The sequence below is a fragment of the Phycisphaera sp. genome, assembly GCA_025916675.1.
Classification (GTDB): Bacteria; Planctomycetota; Phycisphaerae; order Phycisphaerales; family UBA1924; genus JAHCJI01.
The window spans coordinates 3326461-3345974 of sequence record CP098402.1 but is presented as its reverse complement, the minus strand read 5'-3'; the positions used below and the strand labels follow the sequence as shown (position 1 = coordinate 3345974).

The window sequence follows — 19514 nt, the reverse complement described above, 5'->3', positions numbered from 1 at the left end:
GGCCCGAGGCGATCAGGCCGCCGAAGGCCGACGAGCCCTCGTGGTCCCAGCCGCCGTAGGGCCAGCGGACGAACGGGCCGGTGGGATCGAAGACGTTCTGACCGAAGCCGATGTCTTCCTGGTCGTACCAGGGTTCGAGGGGGCCCTGGTCGGCAGCAAACGTGCGGCCGACGCGGACGGCGCCGGGGTGGCCCAGGCCGTCGAACAACCGCTCGACCTCTTGCTCGTAGGTATTGCCGGTGACCGCCTCGACGACCAGGCCCAGCGCGTGGTAGCCGATGTTGGCGTAGGCGTACTGGGTGCCGGGGGCGAACTCGAGGGGCCGGCCCATGATCCAGCGCATCTTGTTCACGCGGCCGGGCGGGCTGGGCACCCCCATCTCGGCGGCGATCTGGACGTCGCGGAAGGCGTGGTTGCCCACGAGGTCGCGGTTCCAGCCGCCGCGGTGCAGCAGGAGGTGGCTGATGGTGATGTCGCCGATGCGAGCGTCGCCGAGCGAGGGGAACGGGTCGATGTCGAGGATGCCCCCGCCCGGCTGGCCGACATCGAAGGCCTTGTCGCTCAGCGACAGGCGGCCCTCGGCGACGAGGTTGCGGATGATCGACGCGGTGATGGGCTTGGAGACGCTGGCCAGACGCATCTCAGCATCCATCGGTAGCGGCGTCGTGCGGGCGCGGTCGAGCCAGCCGAAGGAGCGCTGGTAGACCACGTGGTCGTCGAAGCCGACGGCCAGGACGCCGGCGGTGATGCCGTTGCCCGTCATCGTGTCCTGCATGAGCTGGTCGAGGGCGCTGAGCTGGGGCACGACGCGGCCGCGGCTGGGCAGGTCCTGGGCGAGCGCGGGGATCGCGATGGCGAATAGGGCAAAGCAGATGGATAGGCGACGCATGGTGTCTCTCCCGTGTTCCTGGGGCCCCACGGGGCGGGGCCCTACCGAGGGTATTGGGAGGGGCGCGCCAGCGTTTCGGACCTACGGTCCAATATGGCTATTGAGATGACCCCCGAGCGATGGCGTCACACGTGCGATTACCTGGACACGGTCTTTGGCGATCAGGACGAGCACCTGGCCAATCTCATGCCCCGGGCGATCGAGGCGGGCATCCCGGATATCGCGGTGTCGGCGTCGGTGGGGCGGATGCTGATGACGCTCGCCGGGCTCGTGGACGCGAGGCTGATCGTGGAGGTCGGCACGCTGGCGGGGTACTCGGGCATCTGGCTGGCCCGGGGGCTCTCTGACGGCGGAAAGCTGCTGACTGTGGAGCCCAATGAGATGCACGCGGACTTCGCCGAGCGGATGTTTGGCGAGGCGGGCGTGGGCGATCGCGTGGAGGTCGTGCGCGGGTATGGCACGCCGGTGCTGGAGGCGATGGCCGGCGAGCGGGCGGGGACGGTGGACCTGGTTTTTCTGGACGCCATCAAGAGCGAGTACCCCGACTACCTGCCGCACGCGAAAAAACTGCTGCGGCCCGGCGGCCTGCTGGTGGCCGACAACATGCTGGGCTCGGGCGACTGGTGGATCGACACGCCCGAGGGCGAGAACGAGCACCGCGACGCGGCGGATAAGGTCAATCGGCTGGTGGCGGCGGATGGGGACTTCGAGGCGTTCTGCGTGCCGCTGCGTGAGGGTGTGATGGTGGCGCGGAAGGTCGGATAACACGCAAAGGGGGTTGCGATGGACCAGAAAGAACTGATCGGGGCGCGCATCCGTGATCTCAACGGCAACGTGCGACTGATGCTCGCGTTACTGGTGGGCTGGGTGGGGCTGTATTGGTGGATCAACGTGTCGGCGTTGACATCGTTCATGTTTTCGGCTGTTCAGATGCGGGACATGGCGATGTACAGCGACAGCGAGGTCTGGATCCAGCCGGTGCTGCCCATCGTGATGGCGCTCATCGGGATCGTGACGGCGGGCGTGAGCGTGGCAATGCTGGTCGCCATCGGCAGCAAAGCGGGCGAGATGCGATCGTTGAGTACCACGCTCGCGAACAACTCGACCGGCTTGGTTGCGGGGACCGCCGAGCGATCGGTCTACCTCAAGGCGGCCTGGCCGGTGGTCACGCTGGTGATCTGCATCGGCCTGAGCGCGTTCGGCGCGTTGCTGATGTCGGCAACGTGGCTCGCGATGATCGCCCAGGTATTGCCCAAGCAATAAGGCACGTAGAGCAAGGAGGTCGGCATGCACTGGATCTGGTGGCTCATCGTCGTGGCGCTCGCGGTCTTCGGCCTGCGCAGCCTGTGGGCGGGCTTCGAGGCGCTGCGGCACGAGCCCAGGAAGCCCGGGCGGGCGGCGCTGGAGTTCTTCTTTGCGGGGATCGACGTGGTGTTGATCTTGTGGATTACAGGGGCGATCCCGTGATCGGTGTCAAGGTATGCCACGACTGAGAGCGACAATTCCGCTGTGGTCGATCGTGGTGGCGGTGCTCGCAGCGTTGGTGTGGGCGGTGGGTGTGCCGGTGGTCGTGGCGCTGACCGAGGACGTGTCGCGCGGGATGCTTGAATGGCCGCGGCCAGCCCAACCATTGCCGGCGTGGCTTGTTGATCCGGCCGAACAGGAACCACTGCCAGCGGCGTTCGATCGGGTCTCGCCGATCGTTGCCGTGCATACGCGATCGGCAACAACGATGTACCAGGGCGAGGACCATCGCGTGGACTACTGGCGGCGAACGTATGGGTTTCCATGGCCGGCGCTTGCCCGCGATGCCGTGGGCGTGCGCTATGTGTCGGGCAACGCATTAGGCATAGAGCACGCGCTCGAACTGCACGACAGGCTCGGCTGGCGGCGCGGCATCATGATCGGCCGTGGCCAGGGCAACAACCCGCGCTCGCTGCCGACGGTGCCGCTCTGGGGCCTGCTGGCCAACGCGCTGCTCGTGGCACTGCCGATCGTGATCGCGGCGACGGGCTGGCGGATGCTGGTTCGGCGGCGGCGGCTGGCGCGGGGGTGCTGCCCGGTGTGCGGGTATGGGGAGGCGGCCCGAGCGGGCTCGTGCTCGGAGTGTGGGTGGGGCGTGGCAGAGCCCGCTGGCGCATGAGAAAGCCCGGGCTTGCGCCCGGGCCTCGTTCTGCTAAGCGGAGCGGGAGGGATTCGAACCCTCGGTACCGGTAAAACCAGTACACCGGATTAGCAATCCGGCCCCTTCAGCCTCTCGGGCACCACTCCGTGTGGCCGGGATCGCTCCCGGCGGGCCCGCATGGTATCAGGCCGTGGGGGCCGAGTCATGGGCGGCCCCACCCGCCCTTACCCATCGACCGGGTGGCCGGCGGCCTCCAGTTGCTGCTGGTAGAGGGCCAGGGTCTGCTTGTCGAACGCGCACAGGGTGATGGTCTTGAGGTCGGGGTAGGGGGCGGTGCCGTCTTCGTCGGGCTTGATGGCCCCGGTGAGCGTGCGGACGGCGATGATGGCGGCGTATTCGGGCGGGAAGCCGTAGACGCCGGTCGAGATGGCCGGGAAGGCGATCGAGGCGATCTTTCCCTTGCGGCAGAGCTCGAGGCAAGCTCGGTAGCAACTTGCCAGGGTGTCGTCCTCGCCGGCTCGGCCGTTGACCCAGACCGGGCCCACGGTGTGGATGACCGCCCGGGCGGGCAGGTCGAACGATCGGGTGACAACGGCCTTTCCCGGCGGGCAGCGGACGCCCGGGCGGACCTCGGGCAGGTCGAGGCAGGCGTCTTCGAGCCCGGGGCCGGCGGCCCGGTGGATGGCCCCGCACACGCCGCCGCCGGGGGCAAGCATCTCGTTGGCCGCGTTCACGATGGCGTCGACACGGAGCGTCGTGATATCGCCCTGAACGCAGCGGACGCGGGTCATGGGGAGGCCTGGGACTCGGCCGATTGCTCGTCGGCCTCCTTGTCCTGCTCGGCTTGCTCGGCCTCTTCTTCCTCTGACAGCCAGCGGTTGTTGTCGGGGTCGACGTCGGGCAGCAGGTCGTCGGGGTCGAGCACCACGCGGCGGATCACCCGGCCGTCGAGCACGATCTTGAACGAACGCTCGCGCGTCGTGGCCCAGGCCTCGACGGGGAACGAGCGGCGGTCGATCGAGCCGTCGTCGAACTGCACGACGACCTCGGCGGGCATGACCATCTCTCCGAGCGAGCGGACGGTGATGGTGGCCATCGGGACGAAGGGCTCTTCTTCCTCGGCGTCTTCACCGTCGCTCTCTTGGTCGCCCTCGGATTCGGGCTCGGGCTCGTTGAACGCCACCTCGACCGCCTGATCGAGTGTGCCGTCTTCGATGAACCATTGGCGGAAGAACCAGGCCAGGTCGGCGCCGGCGGCGTCTTCCATCGTGCGGAAGAAGTCGGCAGGACGCGGGCTCTTGAAAGCCCAGCGGCGGACATACTCCTTGAAGGCGTAATCGAAGCGCTCGGGGCCTAGGACGACCTCACGCAGCAAGTGCAGGCCCATGGCGGTCTTGCGGTATTGCAGGCGGCCCAGCAAGCCGGGCAGGTTGCGATCGGGGAAGATGTCGATGGGCTGGCTGCGGCCTCGGGCCAGGCTCATGGTCTGGCGGCGGGCGCGGCCGGGGTCGATCTCTTGGCCCCGGAACGCGGCCAGCGAGTGCATGTTGATGAAGGTGTTGAAGCCCTCGTCCATCCAGGCGTGGCGTCGCTCGTCGGTGTTCACGATCATGGGGAACCAGGTGTGCCCCACCTCGTGGTCGGTCACGCCCAGCGGCCCGCGGCCGGTGCGCCCGCCGCAGAAGATGATCATGGGGTATTCCATGCCGCCCTCGGGACCATTCACGTTGGTCATGAGCGGGTAGGGGTAGGGGTAGAGGTTCTCGCTGTAGTACTCGATGGAGTGGGCGACGTACTGGGTGCTGCCGCCCTGCTCGGCTTCGGGCTTCCAAGCCTCGGCTTCGACGGGGTAGAGCGATTGGCACAGGACGATCCGGTCCTTGCCCTTGAGGTCGGTGATGGTCACGCCGCAGGCGTCCCAGATGAACGCGTCGGACGCGGCCCATGCGAAGGTGCGGATGTTGTCGCCCTTGAAGCGCCAGGTGAGCGGGCCGTCGCCGCTGGGGCGGGACTCGGGCGTGCCGACTTCTTCGGCGCTGTGGATCATGACCGTCTCGCGGCTCTTGCGGGCGGCGCGTAGGCGGTCGCGCTGCGTGCGGGTGAGCACCTGCTGCGCGTTCTGGAGCTCACCCGAGCCGGCGACGAGGTACGTGCGCGGCACGGTGATGTTGACCTCGTAGTCGCCGAAGTTGGTGTAGAACTCGCCGCTGCCGGCGTAGGGCAGGGTGTTCCAGCCGTTCACGTCGTCGTAGTTGCACAGGTGGGGGAACCACTGGGCGTACTCGAAGATGCGGCCCTGATCGACGTCCTCGGCGCCCATGCGGCGGAGGTAGGGCGGCATGTCGAAGGCGAAGGCCAGCTCGAAGCGGAACGTGCCGCCCGGCTCGATGGGCCTGGGCAACTCGACGCGCATGAGCGTGTCGTAGATGGTGAACTCCAGGTCCTTGCGGCCCGAGCGGACGTAGGGGATGTCGTAGCCGCCGTTGAACTGCTCGTCCATCTGGCGCATGGGCCCGCCGCCGGTGCGGCTGCGTGTGCCGATGCTGTCTTGCCTGAAGAGGTTCTGCTCGAGCTGGACCCAGAGGTAGGTCAGCGGCTCGGGCGAGTGGTTGTGGTACATCGCCTCGAGGGTGGCGCTGAGACGCTTGGTTTCGGCATCGAGCGTGGCATCGATCTTGTAATCCACACGCTGCTGCCAGTACTGCGGGCCGGGCGCGCCCGAGCCCAGACGGACGGCGTTGGGCGTGGGCAGGTCGAGGGGCGCGAAGGCCTCGTAGGGGCGGTCCTCACCGGTCTGGACGGCATGGGCCGCGGGGGTGAGGATGGCGGCAGAGAGAATGACGGTCAGAAGCGTTCGCATGGGCATCTCCGAGTGAGGTCTTGGGGCAATGGTACGCGAGCGGGCCAGATCCACGGCCGGGTGCGGCGGATACCATCCCTTTCGCCCTTCAGTTCCCGAGGACCCGCCCATGCCCGCGATGATCGAGATCGAACACCCCGCCCTGTCACGCCCCCAGCCGTTTCCCGATTTTTCGGACTGGCAGGAGCCGCAGCGCGAGGGCACCCGCGAGATCGCCTTCCGCGAGGCGCTCCGCGAGGCCATGTCCTTCGCCATGCGTGAGGACGAGCGGGTGTTCCTGCTGGGCGAGGAGGTGGCCGAGTACAACGGCGCGTACAAGATCAGCCAGGGCATGCTCGAAGAGTTCGGGCCCAAGCGCATCATCGACACGCCCATCAGCGAGAACGGCTTCGCGGGCATGGCCATCGCCGCGGCCATGAGCGGGCTTCGGCCCATCGTCGAGTTCATGAGCTGGTCGTTCAGCCTGGTGGCGGCCGACCAGATCCTCAACAACGCACCCAAGATGCTGTACATGAGCGGCGGGCAATGGGGCTGCCCGATCGTCTTCCGCGGCAACGACGGCGCGGGCGGCCAGCTCGGCAGCACGCACAGCTGGTGCGTCGAGGGGCTGTTCAGCAACGTGCCCGGCATGAAGATGGTGATCCCCAGCAACGCCATCGACGCCAAGGGCCTGCTGCGCACCTCCATCGCCGACCCCGACCCGGTGTTCTTCCTCGAGAGCGAGCGCATGCTGGGCGATGTCGGTCATGTGCCCGAGGAGGACTACTTCATCCCCTTCGGCAAGGCCCGCGTGGCGCGCGAGGGCGACGCCTGCACCATCGTGAGCTTCGGCCGGCCCGTGAACTTCTGCCTGGAGGCCGCCGAGGAACTGGCCGAGGACGGCATCGAGGTCGAGGTGCTGGACATGCGGACGATCCGGCCGCTGGACATCGACGCGATCGTCGAGAGCGTGAAGAAGACCAACCGCGTGCTGATCGTCGACCAGAGCTGGCCGTTTGCCAGCGTCGCCAGCGAGGTGGTCACGCAGATTGTCGAGAACGCGTTCGACTGGCTCGACCACCAGCCGGTGCGCGTAAACACGGCCGACGTGCCGACGCCGTATGCGAAGAATCTTGAGGCAGAATATCTGCCGAATGCGAATCGCATTGTCGAGGCGGTGCGGGGCGTGATTGGCTGATCGGGGCCTTGGGCCATGCCCTCGCCTGACGACTTCATCATGGAATTGCCCGCTGCGGTGCGGAAGCGTGCCGCCAAGGTGCGTCGGCTGGTGCTCGACCTGGCACCACACTCGGCCGAGCGGGTGACGTGGGACGCCATCTCGTTCTTTGACGCCGAGCGTGGCGGGCCGATCAAGGGCTCGATCTGCCAGCTTGTGCATCGCAAGGGCGTTCTGCGTCTCGACTTCCCGCTGGGCGAGTTTATGGAAGATCCAGAGGGTGTGCTTTCGGGCGAAGTGGGCCGGAAGGGCAAGCGGTTTGTCGAGATCGGGCCTACCTTGCCAAGGGATGCATCGATACAAACCCTGATCGAGTCCTCGCTTTCCGCACCTTCCAAGCCGAAACGCTTGCCCAAGCGGTAGCGCAATCGCCTGTTACGCGTGCCGTTCGACAGGGAGTCGCTCTCCGGCCATCCCGTTGGTCAACTCCCCAGGCCATGAGGTAGCCCGCCATGCTCGCAACCGCCCTGTCCGTATTCACGATCGCGCTCGCGGCTCCCGCCGCACCGGCCCAGAACTCGGCCGCTGTCGAAACCGTGCCCATTGGCGACCGCGTGCCAGCGATGGCAATCGAACACTGGATCCAGGTCAGCGACCTGGACTCGCGCGGGCGGTACGAGCCCATCAAGGAGCCCAAGCCGGGCACGGTGTACGTGGTCGACTTCTGGGCGACGTGGTGCGTGCCATGCATCGCGGCGATGGACAAGGTGAGCGCGCTCCAAGATCGGTATGAGGACAAGGGTGTGCGGTTCGTCGGGCTGACCGACGAGAGCCTGCCCTTGGTCGTGCGGTTCCTTCGCTCGCCGGTGAAGGGTGAGGACGGCCAGGCACAACGGACGCAGTTCGATCGCGCGCGATTCACGCTGGGCGTCGACCCCGACGGGTCGACGGCGCGACAGCTCCTGCCCGACGAGGTCCGGAGCATCCGGCCTCAAGCGGCGATCATCGACGGCAAGGGCACGCTGGTGTGGGTCGGGCTGCCCAAGGCCGAAGAACTGCCGGAGATCCTCGACGCCGTGCTCGCGGGCACATGGGACGCCGACGCGTACGCGGAGCGGTTCGAGCGCGAATTGGCGATCCAGGCGGAGAAGGATCGGATCATGGCCGAGGAGGATTGGGCGGCTGCCAAGGAACAATTCTGGGACGACGCCGACCTGCTCGGCAAGATCGCCTTTGGTATCGCCTTCAACTTCGGCGGGCGGATTCAGAACGTTGATCCAAGTGTGGCCTTCGAGTACGCGTCTCGGGCCAATGAACTCCTGGATGGGAAGAACGCCTACGCCCTGCACAGCCTGGCAAAACTCGCGGCCAACGATGGAAACCTGGCCCAGGCGGTCGAACTCCAGGAGCGGGCGGTGGAGATCTGTCGGACCGATCCAACCGCCGCGGGATTCCTGGACTATTACGCCAGCACGCTCGATGAATACCGGGCGGCTCGAACCGATAAATAGGGGTGGGCCATTAGGGCTCCTACCCTTGTCAGCGTGGCCGGGTGGCCCGGCATCAGGAGCCTCGAATCATGCCCATTACCGTCACCATGCCCCGCCTTTCCGACACGATGGAGGTCGGCACCGTTATCCAATGGCACGTCAAGGAGGGCGACACCGTCAGCCCGGGCGACGTGCTGGCCGACATCGAGACCGATAAGGCCACGATGGAACTGGAGGCTTTCGACGAGGGCACCGTGGCCAAGCTGGCCGCCAAGCAGGGCGACGCGGTGAACGTGGGCGACCCGATCGTGATCATCGCCGAGGAGGGCGAGGACGCGGCCGAAGCCGCCAAGAGTGGCGGTGAGGTGAGGGCCGAATCGAAGCCAGAGCCGAAGGCCGAGAGCAAGCAGGCCGAGGGCGAGAGCGAGGGTTCCACCTCGACCAGCACAGCTACGGCACCCGCGCCGGCCAGCAACGGCAGCTCGAACGGATCGGCCTCCAATGGCGACGGCGGCCGCATCTTCGCCAGCCCGCTGGCCAAGAAGATCGCCGGCGAGCACAACTTCGATCTGTCGGGCGTGGATGGCACCGGGCCCAGCGGCCGCATCGTGAAGAAGGACGTGGAGCAGGCGATCGAGAGCGGCGGAGCGTCGGGATCTGGCGGCAAGGCCCGCGAGTCGGCCCGTCCCGCGGTCGAACTGCCGGCGATGGGGGCTTCCCTCGAAGACAACACCGTCACGCTCAGCAACATGCGCGGCACGATCGCCAAGCGGCTGGTCGAGAGCAAGCAGTCCATCCCCCACTACCAGGTCACCGTCGAGGTCGACATGGACGATCTGCTCGACCTGCGTGAGCAACTGAACGAGCAGCTCAGCGCCCAGGGCGTCAAGCTCACGGTCAACGACTTCCTCGTCCGCGCGTGTGCGCTTGCGATGCACCAGCACCCGTTCGTGAACGCGTCTTGGGATGGCTCTGGCAAGCAGGCCGCCATCAAGCAGCACGGCAGCGTGAACATCGGCGTGGCCGTGGCGCTGCCCGAGGAACGTGGGGGCGGCTTAGTGGTGCCGGTGCTCCAAGGCACCGATCGCATGGGCCTGCGAATCATCTCCAGCGAGACCCGCCGCCTGGCCAAGAAGGCCCGCGAGAAGGGGCTGAGCGTTGAGGACATGGAGGGCTCGACCTTCACCATCAGCAACCTGGGCATGTTCGGGGTAGCCCACTTCACCGCCATCATCAACCCGCCCAACGCCTGCATCCTGGCGGTCGGGGCGGCCCGCGAGATCCCCGTGGTCCGCGACGGCCAGCTGATGATCGGCAGCGTGATGAGCATGACCATGTCCAGCGACCACCGCATCGTCGATGGGGCTATGGCCGCTCAGTACCTGAACACGGTCAAGGGCATGCTGGAAGCCCCCGCGACGCTGCTGGTTTGAGTGGGTTGGCGTAAAAAGCTCACTATTTATGTAAGCAAACGCTAGCTTTCCCGATAAACCCCCTGGGGAGCGAGCCCCGGGAGGCCTCATGAGCGAATCGGACACCAACGAAGCCACGCCCGAGGGGGCCAAGAAGGGCGGCAAGACCAATCGCCCGAGGAAGTGGCGTCGCCGTTTCCGCCGGGCGGGCATCGCCTTGGTTGGCGGCGTTGGGATGCTGGCGCTGGCCTCGTGCATCCACCTCGATCACCCCAACCCCGCCTACCCGGCGACCAAGACCGAGGTGCGTGCTGCCATCGACGAGATGGAGGCAACCCCGGTGGGAGTCCAGCGGCCTGTGATCGTGCTGAGCGGGTACCGGGCCCCGAGCCCCTCGGCCAACAACCTGGCCGCCCGCGTGCGGCGGGTGACCGGGGCCGAGAAGGACCGCGTGCTGCCAATCAGCTACGTGTTTGGCAACGACATCCCCACGCTGGCCGACAAGGTGGCGCTGATGGTGGCCGACGAGTTCGGCAGCACCACCGACCCGCTGACGGGCGAGCGGTGGACGGTGGAGGTCGACGTGGTGGCCGTCTCGATGGGCGGGCTGGTGGCGCGGACAGCGTGGGCCGAGCCAACGGAAGTGGGCCGCAACCTGGGCGTGCGGCTGAACATCAGGACGCTGTACACCCTGGGCACGCCGCACAAGGGCGCGAAGATCGCCCGGTGGATCCACATCGACGACGCCGCGCGGCAGATGATCCCCGGCTCGGCCTTCCTGGCGGCCATGACCGAGGCAAGCCCCGGCACGGGTGACGCCGGTTCGTACACCATCGTGCCCTACGCGACCCTGCGCGACTCGTGGGTTGGCGCGACCAACTCGGCACCCGAGGGCCAGGAGCCCATCTGGGTGCCGGGCCGGATCCTACTGAGCCACCAGTTGATCACGCTTGAGGATCGGATCTTGGCCGATCTTGGGCGGCGGCTACGCGGGGAGACGCCGCTGGCGGGGCCTTCGATGCCGCCTAGGGATTGACCGACTCTCGGATTTGCTCAGTGCTGATCGTGATACGGTTCAGCGGTACTCATCACAATCGAGCGAATGCGAGAGGTCAACATGAGCGACACGACCAGAAGTGGCGACCGCACATCGAATCTGGAATTCTGGCCCGAAATATCTCACGATACCTGGGCAGATACCGCCGCCGCGCTCCACCTGTACACGCAGGTTGTCGGCAAGGTCCGGCTCGAACTCACCCCCTGGACGAACCACTCCTGGCACGTACCGCTCTATGTCAACGCTCGCGGCCTGACGACCTCGCTCATGGCTCTGCAGGGCCGTGCGTTCGAGATGCGATTTGATTTCATCGATCACGAACTTGTTCTTGAAGCGGTCGCGGGGCCCACACGCCGCATCAAGCTCGGCCCCGGGACGGTGGCAGGCTTTTACAACTCGGTCATGAGCGAGCTCGATTCTCTCGGGTACGGCATTTCTATCTACACCACCCCAAGCGAGATCGCGGACGCGACGCCGTTCGAGCGTGATACGAAGGATCGACCCTACGACGCGGCGGCAGTTGAACACTTCTGGCGGGCCCTGGTGCAGATGGATCGGGTGTTCAAGGCGTTTCGGTCTGATTTCCTGGGTAAGTGCAGCCCGGTGCACTTCTTCTGGGGCAGCTTCGACCTTGCGGTCACGCGATTCTCGGGTCGGAGTGCCCCGCCCCACCCCGGGGGGGTGCCGAACTTTCCTGATTGGGTTGCCCGCGAGGCGTACTCGCACGAGGTCAGCAGCGCGGGCTTCTGGCCAGGTGGCAACGGCAGCGATGCGGTCTTCTACTCGTACGCCTACCCCAAGCCAAATGGCTTTGAGAAGGCAAGCGTTCAGCCCGAAACGGCGGCATGGTCGGAGGAACTCGGCGAATTCGTGCTGCCCTACGCGGCGGTGCGTAGTAGCAACGATCCCGATGCATCGCTATCGGCCTTCTTGCGCAGCACATACGACGCGGCGGCGGATCTCGCCGAGTGGGACCGCGACGCGCTCGAATGCGACCTGCCATCCGACGCACGCGCTTGAGTGATCCCACAGAAAGGGGCAGACCAATTGGACCAGCCAAGAGCTGTCAAGATTGTTCGGGCAAGTGAGGGCCTCGGGGAGGGTCATGCTGGCGGTACCAGGGCCGCCGTACCGGTCACCACGGAAATGACCGGCGGCTCGCACGGCGTGATCGTGGGCGACACGCCCGAGGGTGGCGGCCCTCCCTTCCATGCGCACCACACGTTTGATGAGACATTCTTCGTGCTCGAAGGCAACTTCACCTTTTATACGCACGACGACACGATCGATGCCGGCGCGGGCGACGTGCTCTTCGTGCCCGGCGAGATCGCCCACGGCTTTCGCTGCACTAAGGCGGGCAGTCGGGGTGTGGGACGCACGGCCATTGTCGTCACGCCGGGCCGGTTCATGGGCTTCTTTGAGGCTATGGAGTCGCTGGCCAAGGCGGGCAAGCTCACCCAGGATGCCTTGGCTGAACTCGGAACCTCATGGGGTGTGTCGTTTCTTGATGCGCCCAAATCGATGCGGTCGCAGCGAGACTGAATTACTCCGCCAACCGCTCTCGCTTCTGCGGCCGGCTCATGAGCACGCCGATGGCGTCGACGGGGTCGAGGCCGTCGAAGAGCACCGAGTGGACGGCCTCGCAGATGGGCATCTCGACGTTGTGCTTCTTGGCAAGTTCCATCACGGCCTTGGTCGTCGCCACGCCCTCGACGACGTGCATCGTCGCCTTCATGTGTTGTTCGAGGGTGCGGCCCTTGCCGAGCGCTTCGCCGCAGGCGCGGTTGCGGCCCTGGGGGCTGAAGCAGGTGGTGGCCAAGTCGCCCACGCCGGCGACGCCGAAGAAGGTCTCGGGCTGGGCGCCCATGGCGACGCCTAAACGGACGATCTCGGCCAGGCCTCGCGCGAGCAGGGCGCTCTTGGCGTTGTAGCCGGCCTGGAGGCCATCGAGGATGCCCGCAGCAATGGCGATGACGTTCTTGATGGCGCCGGCCAGTTCGGTGCCCACCAGATCGTTCGACGTGTAGATCCGCAGGTAGCTGGCGGCGAACCAGCGCTGGACGTTTTCCGCGAACACGTGGTCGTCGCTGGCGGCGATCATGGTGGCGGGCAGCCCCCGGGCCAGCTCGGCGGCGATGGTGGGCCCGCTGAGGGCGGCGAGGGGACGATCGCTGCCGATCACTTCCCCGATGATCTCGGTGGGCCGAAGGTGGGTGTCGGTCTCGAGGCCCTTGGCCGTGCTGACCACGCCCGCGCCGTGGGGGACGTGGGCCTTGAGGCGGGTGAAGGCCTCTCGGATGTGCTGGACGGGGATGGCGCAGACGATGAGGCCGGCGCCCTGGAGGGCCGATTCGTCGCTGAGGGCCACGCCCACGCGCTCGGGCAGGGTAAAGCCCTCGAGTAAGGGGCTGTGGCGGACCTGGGCCAGCCTGTGCTGGGTGTCGAGGTCGTGGCCCCACAGGGCGATGCGACCGATCTCGGCGTCATCGCCGCCGGGATCGGGAGCATCGAGTTGGGGGGAGGCCGAGGCCAGGATGGCCGTGCAGACCAGGCCCATCTGGCCGCTCCCGAGGACCGCCGCGTGTCGCATGGGGCACGATACGCCGCGAACCGGGGGCGGGGGACGGCCGTAGCAGGCGGCTACCCCGCCCGCGCAGGAGTTGTACCGTGCGCGTTTGGGGGGCGTGTTCGGGGGCCTAAAGTGGCTCCCAGCCCGATTCTGGCTCTCGAATTTGCCCCTGAGCGACCCTTCGCAGGAGACTTGCGCCCATGTCGACCATCGCCTCCGCCCGACGCGACGAGATGGAGCCCACCGCGCCATTGGACAGCCCCGAGCTCGGCACCGAGAGCGAACAGGAAGCCACGATCGAGAAGAAGATCTTCGTCTTCCTGGGGGCGGCCATCGTGCTGGCGTGCTCGGTGATCGCCAAGTGGACGGGCATGGCCAGCGAATCGGTGGCGGCCGTGCCCGCGGGGCTCGCGGCCCTGCTGCTGGGGGCCTATTTGCTGCCGCCGGCTTGGCGCGAGCTGCGGCTGGGCGAGTTCGGCTCGCGCTGCTTGGTGGTCATCGCCGTGGGGGGCGCGCTCGCGCTCGAGCGGTACTTCGAGGCCGGGCTGCTGGCCTTCATCCTGAACATCTCCAACGAGATCGTCGAGCGGACGGCCAGCGGTGCCCGGCGCGCCATCGAGGCGCTCGTGGGCCTGACCCCCGACACCGCCCGCGTGGTCGATGAGCAGGGCACCGAATCGGAAGTCCAGATTACCGACGTCACGCTGGGCCAGATCGTCCGCGTCCGGCCCGGCGAGAACCTACCGGTGGACGGCCGCATCGTGAAGGGCCAGAGCGAAATCAACCAGGCGTCGCTGACCGGTGAGGCGATCCCCGTCTCGGTGCAGGCGGGCAGCGAGGTGTACGCGGGCACGACGAACCTCTCGGGCATCATCGAGCTCGAGGTCACGCAGGTGGGCGAGGACACGACCATCGGCAAGGTGACCCAGCTCATCCGCGAAGCCGAGAGCACCAAGACGCAGCGGCAGCAGATCATCGAGCAGGTGGCAAGATTCTTTGTTCCGATCGCTATTGGTGTCGCGTTCATTGTCTTCATGCTGAGCGCCAACAACGCGCAGACGCAGCAGGACGCGTTCGCGTCGGCCCTGGCCGTGCTGGTCGTCGCGGTGCCCGCGGCCTTGCTGCTCGCGAGCCCGACGGCGATGGTCGCGGCCTTCGGTGCCGCGGCCCGCTTGGGCATCCTCGTGAAGAGCACGAGCTTCCTGGAAGCCGCCGCGAGCGTGAACACGATCATCATGGACAAGACCGGCACGATCACCACCGGCACCTTCGAAGTGACCAAACTGATCCCCGCCGAGGGCATCGAGGGTGCCGACCTGCTGAAGGCTGCCGCGACGGCCGAACGCAACAGCAACCACCCGCTGGCCCAGTCCATCGCGCGAACCGCCGACAAGGCGCGAGTGCCCGTCGAGACGCCCAGCGACTTCCAGGAGTTCCACGGCAAGGGCGTGCGCGCGGTGACCGAGAAGGGCGAGTTGCACGTCGGCCGGTCGAGCTGGCTCAAGGAGCTCAAGCCCGGCCAGGCGTCGGCGATCGAGACGATCGAGGCCAAGATCGAGGGCGTCAGCGGCGTGCACGTGATGCGCGACGGCAGGTACATGGGCGTGGTTGGTCTGGAAGACCGCGTCCGCAAGAACACCAAGAACGTGCTGCAACGCCTGCGCGAGCTGGGCGCGCGGCACATCGCGATCTTCACCGGTGACCGCCTGAGCGTGGCCAAGCGTGTGGGCGTGGCGGTGGGCGTCGACGCCATCGAGGCCGAGTGCCTGCCCGAGGAGAAGTACCAGCTCGTGCGAGACCTGGTCGACCGCGGCTACCGCGTGATGATGGTCGGCGACGGCATCAACGACGGCCCCTCGCTGGCCGAGGCCGACGTGGGCGTGGCGATGGGTCTGAGCGGGTCGGACATCGCGGCCAACTCGGCGGGCGTCGCGCTCATGAACGACGACCTCAGCCGCATCCCCTTCTTCATCGAGCTGGCCCGCAAGACCAAGGCGATCATCCTGCAGAACATCATCGCGTCGATCCTGTTCGTGATCGTGGGCCTGGTGATCGCCTCGACGGGCTTCATCAACCTGACCGTCGCGGGGCTCTACCAGATCCTGCCGGTGCTGTTCGTGATGTTCAACAGCTTCCGCCTGTTCCGCTTCGGCGAGAGCTTCGCCGCCATCGAGGGCGAGGCCGAGGGCGGCCCCAAGCGGCGCGAGGCTTCGATGCGGGGGCTGGCGACGGCCTGAGGCGCTCCGGACTCTTCACCGAGCCGCGGGCGTGAGCACGCGGACCAATACCCGCCCACCAAGAGCGCTCGGCACTACGGGCAGCCGGCGTCGAAGGCGTTCTGGAAGGCCAGGAAGTCGAAGATGGTGAAGTCGCCGTCTCCGTCGAAGTCGGCGCGAGGGTCCATGAGGTCGAAGAGGTTGCCGAACGCGAGGAAGTCGAAGATGGTGAGGTCGCCGTCGGCGTCGAGGTCGGCGGGGCAGGGGACCAGCGGCGCCAGGTCGCGGATCACGAACGCGCGGATCTGGCCATCCAATACGCCCGAGCCGGTCATCACCGTCGCGTCGTCGGAGATGGCCTGCACGTGGCGGAGCGTCCAGCCGCCCAGGTCGACGCCCAGCGTGGGTAGGTAGGTGTTGAGGTCGACCAGGCCGGTCGACCGCGTCCACATCGCAGCTCGGAAGACGTCGATGGCCTCGCCGTAGCCCACGACGATCGAGCCGTCGCCGCTCACGTCGGTGGCGCGGTTGCGCGAGCGGCCTGGCAGCACGCCCAGGTCCTCCAGGCCGCCCGCGTCGGTCCAGCGGACCATCCGGCTCGGGCCCGTCTGCCGCCCGCTGAAGCCCACGATGGCCGAGCCATCGGCGCTGATGGCGTAGGGCGTGGCGAAGGGATCGCCCGGCAGCGCGCCGATCTCCTGGGCCTCGGCCGCATCGATCCAACGCACGATGCGGTTGCCCTCGTCGGTTTGGATCGACCCGGCGATCACGCGGCCATTGGCGCTGACCAGGCCGGCTCGCGAGCGCGTGCTGCCCACCGGCGCATCCAGGGCGACCATGCCCCCCGCGCGTGTCCATACGAAGGCGCGTTCGCCGTCCGGCCCGCGGCTGGTGCCCGCGACGATGGCCCCGTCGGCGCTGATGCCGCTGGCACCCGCGTTGTCGTCGCCGGGCAGCGTGCCCAAGACCTCTGGGGTGCCGTCGGCGCTCCAGATGGCGGCGCGGGACGTCCCCGGCAGGCTGAAGAACTCGAACACACTCGCCCCGGTCGCCAGCGACCCATCGGCGGTCAGGTGGCTGGGGTAGGCGTGGGTGTCACCCGGCAGCGGGGCCAGCACTGTGGGGGTCAGCATGGCATCCCACAGGATCGGGGTGGGCGGGCGGCCCGAGCCCCTGGCATAGCCCACGATCGTGGAGCCATCGCCGCTGGCGTCGGTCGTCCACACCTCGGCGTAGCCCGCGGGCGGCTCGATGGCGGTGATGGTCGCCTGGCCGTGCGCGGTGCTCGCGGCCGCCAGGGCCAGGCCGCTGGCGGCGAGGAGGGCAATCGGATGGGTAGAAACTCGGATCTCGGGCATCGGGGCGCTCCTTCCTATGAACAGCATACCACAAAACGGCCCCTGGCGGGCCAGAATCTTGCGGCCCGATTCACCGGGCGTCCGGGGATCGTTCGGAACCGTCACCGGGGGCCGCGGGGCAACACCGGAACCCTCCGGGGCAGCACCAGAACCTCTCCGTGCAACAACGGAACGTCTCGGGGCCGCGACCGGAGCCTTCGGTGCAGGTGCAAAATGGTTCTGTGCAGCTTCGGAATCGTTCTGGACAGGTGCGGGAACATTCTGTGCAGCTTCGGAACCTCTCCGTGCAGTGGCAGAATCATTCTGTGCCATCACCGAATCATTCTGAACTTCGGTTACGCGGACCCTGGGGGCGTTCTCGGACGCGAAACGCGCACCGGTTGCGCGAATGCGCGGGGGCCTCGGAAATCTTTCACGCGTGGGCGGGCGCGGGGCCGGACGCCTGCCAGGAACGTAACGCCGCCTCCACCGCCGCGGGGTCCTCGGCCGTGCGGATGGCCTCCTTCAGTTCCTTGCAATGCCCCCCGTTGATCCGCTTGGCGAACCAGGAGATCCGCCGGCGGATGTGGTTCATCGCGTAGTGCTCGTCGCGGAAGGTGAGCATGCGGTCGAAGAAGGCGCGGACGATGTCGAGCTTCTCCCGCTCGCTCGGCTCGGCGGGGACCTCGCCCGTGGTCTGCAAGGCCCACGCGTCGCGGAAGAGCCAGGGCGTGCTGAGCGCGCCGCGGCCGATCATGACGCCGTCGCAGCCGGTGTCCGCCATCATGTCGATGCAGTCCTGGGCGGTCTTGACGTCGCCGTTGCCGATGACCGGGATGGTGGGGTGGCGGTCCTTCACCCTGCGCACGACGCGGGCGATGTCCTCGCGGCGGCAGTCGCCCTTGAACCTCATCTCAGTGGTGCGGCCATGCACGGTGATGGCGCTCACGCCAACATCAACCAATCCCAACGCGAGCGCGCCCGCGACGCCTTTCTGGCAGTCCTCCTCGCTCCAACCCAGGCGCATCTTGGCGGTCAGCGGGACATGGCTGGGCAGCGCCGCGCGCACGGCCTCGGCCAGGCGGATGGCGCCCGGCACGTTGCACATCAGCTTGCTGCCGCCGTCCTTCTTGCAGACCTTGTCGACCGGGCAGCCCATGTTGATGTCGACGATCGTCGCCCCGTGATCGGCGGCCCACCGGGCCCCCTCGGCCATCACGGCGGGGTCGGCCCCGTAGAGCTGCATGCCCACCGGCTTGTCCTCGTCGCTGGTCCGGGCGAGGTCGAGGCTGGCCGCCGAGCCGCGGAGCAGGCCCTGGGGGCTCAGGAGGTCGGTGCAGGCCAGGCCCACTCCGCCCTGGTCTCGGCAGGTGAGGCGGAAGGCCAGGTCGCAGTAATTGGCGATGGGGGCCAGCATCAGGTTGGTCGTAAGCCCAACACCACCAATGGTTAACGGCCGGCCGATGGCAGGGTTCTGGGTGGTGCTGGGGCTCGTAAGGAGGGCGGACACTGGACAATCCTAACGGCGAATTGGGTGAAAGTTTTTGTAACGCGTTCTCAGTAATCGTAGTATTGACAGTGCAGTCTCAGTAACCGCTCCGGAGCCCTTGCATGCGGCACGCCTTCACGCTCATCGAGTTGCTCGTGGTCATCGCCATCATCGCGGTGCTCGTCGGCATCCTGCTGCCGGCGCTCGGCCAGGCGAGGGCGACGGCCCGCGGGGCGGTATGCCTGAGCCAGGCCCGATCGCTCGGGCTCGCCCAGCGGCTGTACGCCGACGACAACAAGGGCCACTACGTCGACGCCGGCCTGGCGCACGGCGGCATCGCCGACATTCCCAACGCGTGGCCCGTGCTGCTGGCCGATTACACCGAGGGCGGCCTGGCGATCCGCTCGCCGGTCGACCGCAGCCCGTTCTGGTCGGTCGAAGAAGGCGGGCAGTTCGAGGGCCTGAGCTTCGCCGAGGCGCTGCGTCGCGTGCGCGCGGGCGAGACGGGCCTGGGCGAGCTGGCCCGCTGGACCAGCTATGGGCTGAACAACTACACGACGCGCAGCGTGGCGCCCTCGCCCGACGCGACGTTCGACGCCGACCGGCTGATCGAGCGGCCCTACGCGACGGTGCAGTGGCTGATGATGACCTTTGGTCAGACGGACGCGAGCGCCGACTTTGCGCGCACCGACCACGTGCACGCCGAGGACTGGGGCGCCGCGCCCGGCGGGCGCATCCCGCTGCGAGCCTCGCTCGAATCGCAGATCAACGCCCACGGCGGCAACGGCGGTGACTGGTCGGCCCGCGCCACCTACGGCTACCTCGACGGCCACGCGTCCATCGAGAAGTTCGAGGACGTGTATGAGAGCTACGAGAAGAACCGCTTCGACCCGCGCGTCGCGCAGTAGCGCCAA

At 67.4% G+C, this 19514-nt stretch carries 18 protein-coding genes, 1 tRNA gene and 1 pseudogene; 13 read left to right on the top strand and 7 right to left on the bottom strand.

Going from position 1 to position 19514, the window contains the following annotated elements; genetic code table 11:
• Nucleotides 1-214: 214 nt before the first annotated feature.
• Nucleotides 215-763 (bottom strand): annotated as a pseudogene (locus tag NCW75_14310) (beta-lactamase family protein).
• Nucleotides 764-982: 219 nt separating this feature from the next.
• Here NCW75_14310 and NCW75_14305 point away from each other — a divergent pair.
• Genes NCW75_14305 through NCW75_14290 form a run of 4 tightly spaced genes read left to right on the top strand, consistent with a single transcriptional unit; the run spans nt 983 to nt 3032 of the window.
• The gene (locus tag NCW75_14305) at nt 983-1654 is read left to right on the top strand and encodes an O-methyltransferase (protein UYV12458.1); all 672 of its coding nucleotides are present in this window, start codon (nt 983-985) and stop codon (nt 1652-1654) included.
• 18 nt (nt 1655-1672) lie between these two features.
• Complete coding sequence (locus tag NCW75_14300; protein ID UYV12457.1) at nt 1673-2152, top strand: hypothetical protein; 480 nt, start codon at nt 1673-1675, stop codon at nt 2150-2152.
• Nucleotides 2153-2176: 24 nt separating this feature from the next.
• A complete protein-coding gene (locus NCW75_14295) occupies nt 2177-2356 on the top strand; it encodes a hypothetical protein (GenBank protein UYV12456.1) in 180 nt (59 codons plus the stop codon).
• A gap of 13 nt (nt 2357-2369) precedes the next feature.
• Nucleotides 2370-3032, top strand: a complete 663-nt coding sequence (locus tag NCW75_14290) for a hypothetical protein (GenBank protein UYV12455.1) — start codon at nt 2370-2372, stop codon at nt 3030-3032.
• 38 nt (nt 3033-3070) lie between these two features.
• Here the strand turns inward: NCW75_14290 and NCW75_14285 are convergent.
• The 3 genes from NCW75_14285 to NCW75_14275 form a co-directional block, all read right to left on the bottom strand.
• Nucleotides 3071-3160: transfer RNA gene (locus NCW75_14285), tRNA-Ser, on the bottom strand.
• A 78-nt stretch (nt 3161-3238) separates the two neighbouring features.
• Nucleotides 3239-3805, bottom strand: a complete 567-nt coding sequence (locus NCW75_14280; GenBank protein ID UYV12454.1) for a macro domain-containing protein — start codon at nt 3803-3805, stop codon at nt 3239-3241.
• A complete protein-coding gene (locus NCW75_14275; GenBank protein UYV12453.1) occupies nt 3802-5874 on the bottom strand; it encodes a M1 family metallopeptidase in 2073 nt (690 codons plus the stop codon). Before NCW75_14275 ends, NCW75_14280 begins: the two co-directional genes overlap by 4 nt.
• Before the next feature lie 109 nt (nt 5875-5983).
• On the opposite strand from NCW75_14275, the gene NCW75_14270 reads away from it, so the two are divergent.
• The 7 genes from NCW75_14270 to NCW75_14240 all read left to right on the top strand — a co-directional run bounded on the left by NCW75_14270 (nt 5984) and on the right by NCW75_14240 (nt 12531).
• The gene (locus tag NCW75_14270) at nt 5984-7051 is read left to right on the top strand and encodes a pyruvate dehydrogenase complex E1 component subunit beta (protein UYV12452.1); all 1068 of its coding nucleotides are present in this window, start codon (nt 5984-5986) and stop codon (nt 7049-7051) included.
• A gap of 15 nt (nt 7052-7066) precedes the next feature.
• A complete protein-coding gene (locus NCW75_14265; protein UYV12451.1) occupies nt 7067-7453 on the top strand; it encodes a DUF1801 domain-containing protein in 387 nt (128 codons plus the stop codon).
• Between the two features lie 89 nt (nt 7454-7542).
• Entirely contained in the window at nt 7543-8541 is a 999-nt protein-coding gene (locus NCW75_14260) for a redoxin family protein (protein UYV12450.1), read from the top strand.
• A gap of 68 nt (nt 8542-8609) precedes the next feature.
• Nucleotides 8610-9953, top strand: a complete 1344-nt coding sequence (locus NCW75_14255; protein UYV12449.1) for a pyruvate dehydrogenase complex dihydrolipoamide acetyltransferase — start codon at nt 8610-8612, stop codon at nt 9951-9953.
• Nucleotides 9954-10041: 88 nt separating this feature from the next.
• A complete protein-coding gene (locus NCW75_14250) occupies nt 10042-10968 on the top strand; it encodes a GPI inositol-deacylase (GenBank protein ID UYV12448.1) in 927 nt (308 codons plus the stop codon).
• An 81-nt stretch (nt 10969-11049) separates the two neighbouring features.
• The gene (locus NCW75_14245; protein UYV12447.1) at nt 11050-12009 is read left to right on the top strand and encodes a DUF5996 family protein; all 960 of its coding nucleotides are present in this window, start codon (nt 11050-11052) and stop codon (nt 12007-12009) included.
• A 126-nt stretch (nt 12010-12135) separates the two neighbouring features.
• On the top strand, nt 12136-12531 hold the full coding sequence (locus NCW75_14240; protein UYV12446.1) for a cupin domain-containing protein: 396 nt from the start codon (nt 12136-12138) through the stop codon (nt 12529-12531).
• Between the two features lies 1 nt (nt 12532).
• Here the strand turns inward: NCW75_14240 and NCW75_14235 are convergent, their stop codons facing one another.
• Nucleotides 12533-13579 carry an NAD(P)-dependent glycerol-3-phosphate dehydrogenase gene (locus NCW75_14235; protein UYV12445.1) on the bottom strand — a complete coding sequence of 349 codons (1047 nt, stop codon included), beginning with the start codon at nt 13577-13579 and terminating at the stop codon, nt 12533-12535.
• A gap of 179 nt (nt 13580-13758) precedes the next feature.
• On the opposite strand from NCW75_14235, the gene NCW75_14230 reads away from it, so the two are divergent.
• On the top strand, nt 13759-15795 hold the full coding sequence (locus NCW75_14230; protein UYV12444.1) for a cation-translocating P-type ATPase: 2037 nt from the start codon (nt 13759-13761) through the stop codon (nt 15793-15795).
• A 74-nt stretch (nt 15796-15869) separates the two neighbouring features.
• Here NCW75_14230 and NCW75_14225 read toward each other — a convergent pair whose 3' ends face one another.
• Together NCW75_14225 and NCW75_14220 are read right to left on the bottom strand one after the other, a co-directional pair.
• Nucleotides 15870-17132, bottom strand: a complete 1263-nt coding sequence (locus NCW75_14225; protein ID UYV12443.1) for a hypothetical protein — start codon at nt 17130-17132, stop codon at nt 15870-15872.
• A 412-nt stretch (nt 17133-17544) separates the two neighbouring features.
• Nucleotides 17545-18621, bottom strand: coding sequence for a tRNA-dihydrouridine synthase (locus tag NCW75_14220; protein UYV12442.1), 1077 nt, complete (start codon nt 18619-18621; stop codon nt 17545-17547).
• A 101-nt stretch (nt 18622-18722) separates the two neighbouring features.
• On the opposite strand from NCW75_14220, the gene NCW75_14215 reads away from it, so the two are divergent.
• A complete protein-coding gene (locus tag NCW75_14215) occupies nt 18723-19508 on the top strand; it encodes a type II secretion system GspH family protein (GenBank protein UYV12441.1) in 786 nt (261 codons plus the stop codon).
• Nucleotides 19509-19514: the final 6 nt, after the last annotated feature.

Bases quoted from the DNA above. Each gene is read 5' to 3' on its own strand.
- NCW75_14275 (UYV12453.1), bottom strand. From the start codon at position 5,874: ATGCGAACGCTTCTGACCGTCATTCTCTCTGCCGCCATCCTCACCCCC.
- NCW75_14295 (UYV12456.1), top strand. From the start codon at position 2,177: ATGCACTGGATCTGGTGGCTCATCGTCGTGGCGCTCGCGGTCTTCGGC.
- NCW75_14290 (UYV12455.1), top strand. From the start codon at position 2,370: ATGCCACGACTGAGAGCGACAATTCCGCTGTGGTCGATCGTGGTGGCG.
- NCW75_14215 (UYV12441.1), top strand. From the start codon at position 18,723: ATGCGGCACGCCTTCACGCTCATCGAGTTGCTCGTGGTCATCGCCATC.
- NCW75_14245 (UYV12447.1), top strand. From the start codon at position 11,050: ATGAGCGACACGACCAGAAGTGGCGACCGCACATCGAATCTGGAATTC.
- NCW75_14235 (UYV12445.1), bottom strand. From the start codon at position 13,579: ATGCGACACGCGGCGGTCCTCGGGAGCGGCCAGATGGGCCTGGTCTGC.
- NCW75_14265 (UYV12451.1), top strand. From the start codon at position 7,067: ATGCCCTCGCCTGACGACTTCATCATGGAATTGCCCGCTGCGGTGCGG.
- NCW75_14255 (UYV12449.1), top strand. From the start codon at position 8,610: ATGCCCATTACCGTCACCATGCCCCGCCTTTCCGACACGATGGAGGTC.
- NCW75_14300 (UYV12457.1), top strand. From the start codon at position 1,673: ATGGACCAGAAAGAACTGATCGGGGCGCGCATCCGTGATCTCAACGGC.
- NCW75_14280 (UYV12454.1), bottom strand. From the start codon at position 3,805: ATGACCCGCGTCCGCTGCGTTCAGGGCGATATCACGACGCTCCGTGTC.
- NCW75_14260 (UYV12450.1), top strand. From the start codon at position 7,543: ATGCTCGCAACCGCCCTGTCCGTATTCACGATCGCGCTCGCGGCTCCC.
- NCW75_14270 (UYV12452.1), top strand. From the start codon at position 5,984: ATGCCCGCGATGATCGAGATCGAACACCCCGCCCTGTCACGCCCCCAG.
- NCW75_14225 (UYV12443.1), bottom strand. From the start codon at position 17,132: ATGCCCGAGATCCGAGTTTCTACCCATCCGATTGCCCTCCTCGCCGCC.
- NCW75_14250 (UYV12448.1), top strand. From the start codon at position 10,042: ATGAGCGAATCGGACACCAACGAAGCCACGCCCGAGGGGGCCAAGAAG.
- NCW75_14305 (UYV12458.1), top strand. From the start codon at position 983: ATGGCTATTGAGATGACCCCCGAGCGATGGCGTCACACGTGCGATTAC.
- NCW75_14230 (UYV12444.1), top strand. From the start codon at position 13,759: ATGTCGACCATCGCCTCCGCCCGACGCGACGAGATGGAGCCCACCGCG.
- NCW75_14240 (UYV12446.1), top strand. From the start codon at position 12,136: ATGACCGGCGGCTCGCACGGCGTGATCGTGGGCGACACGCCCGAGGGT.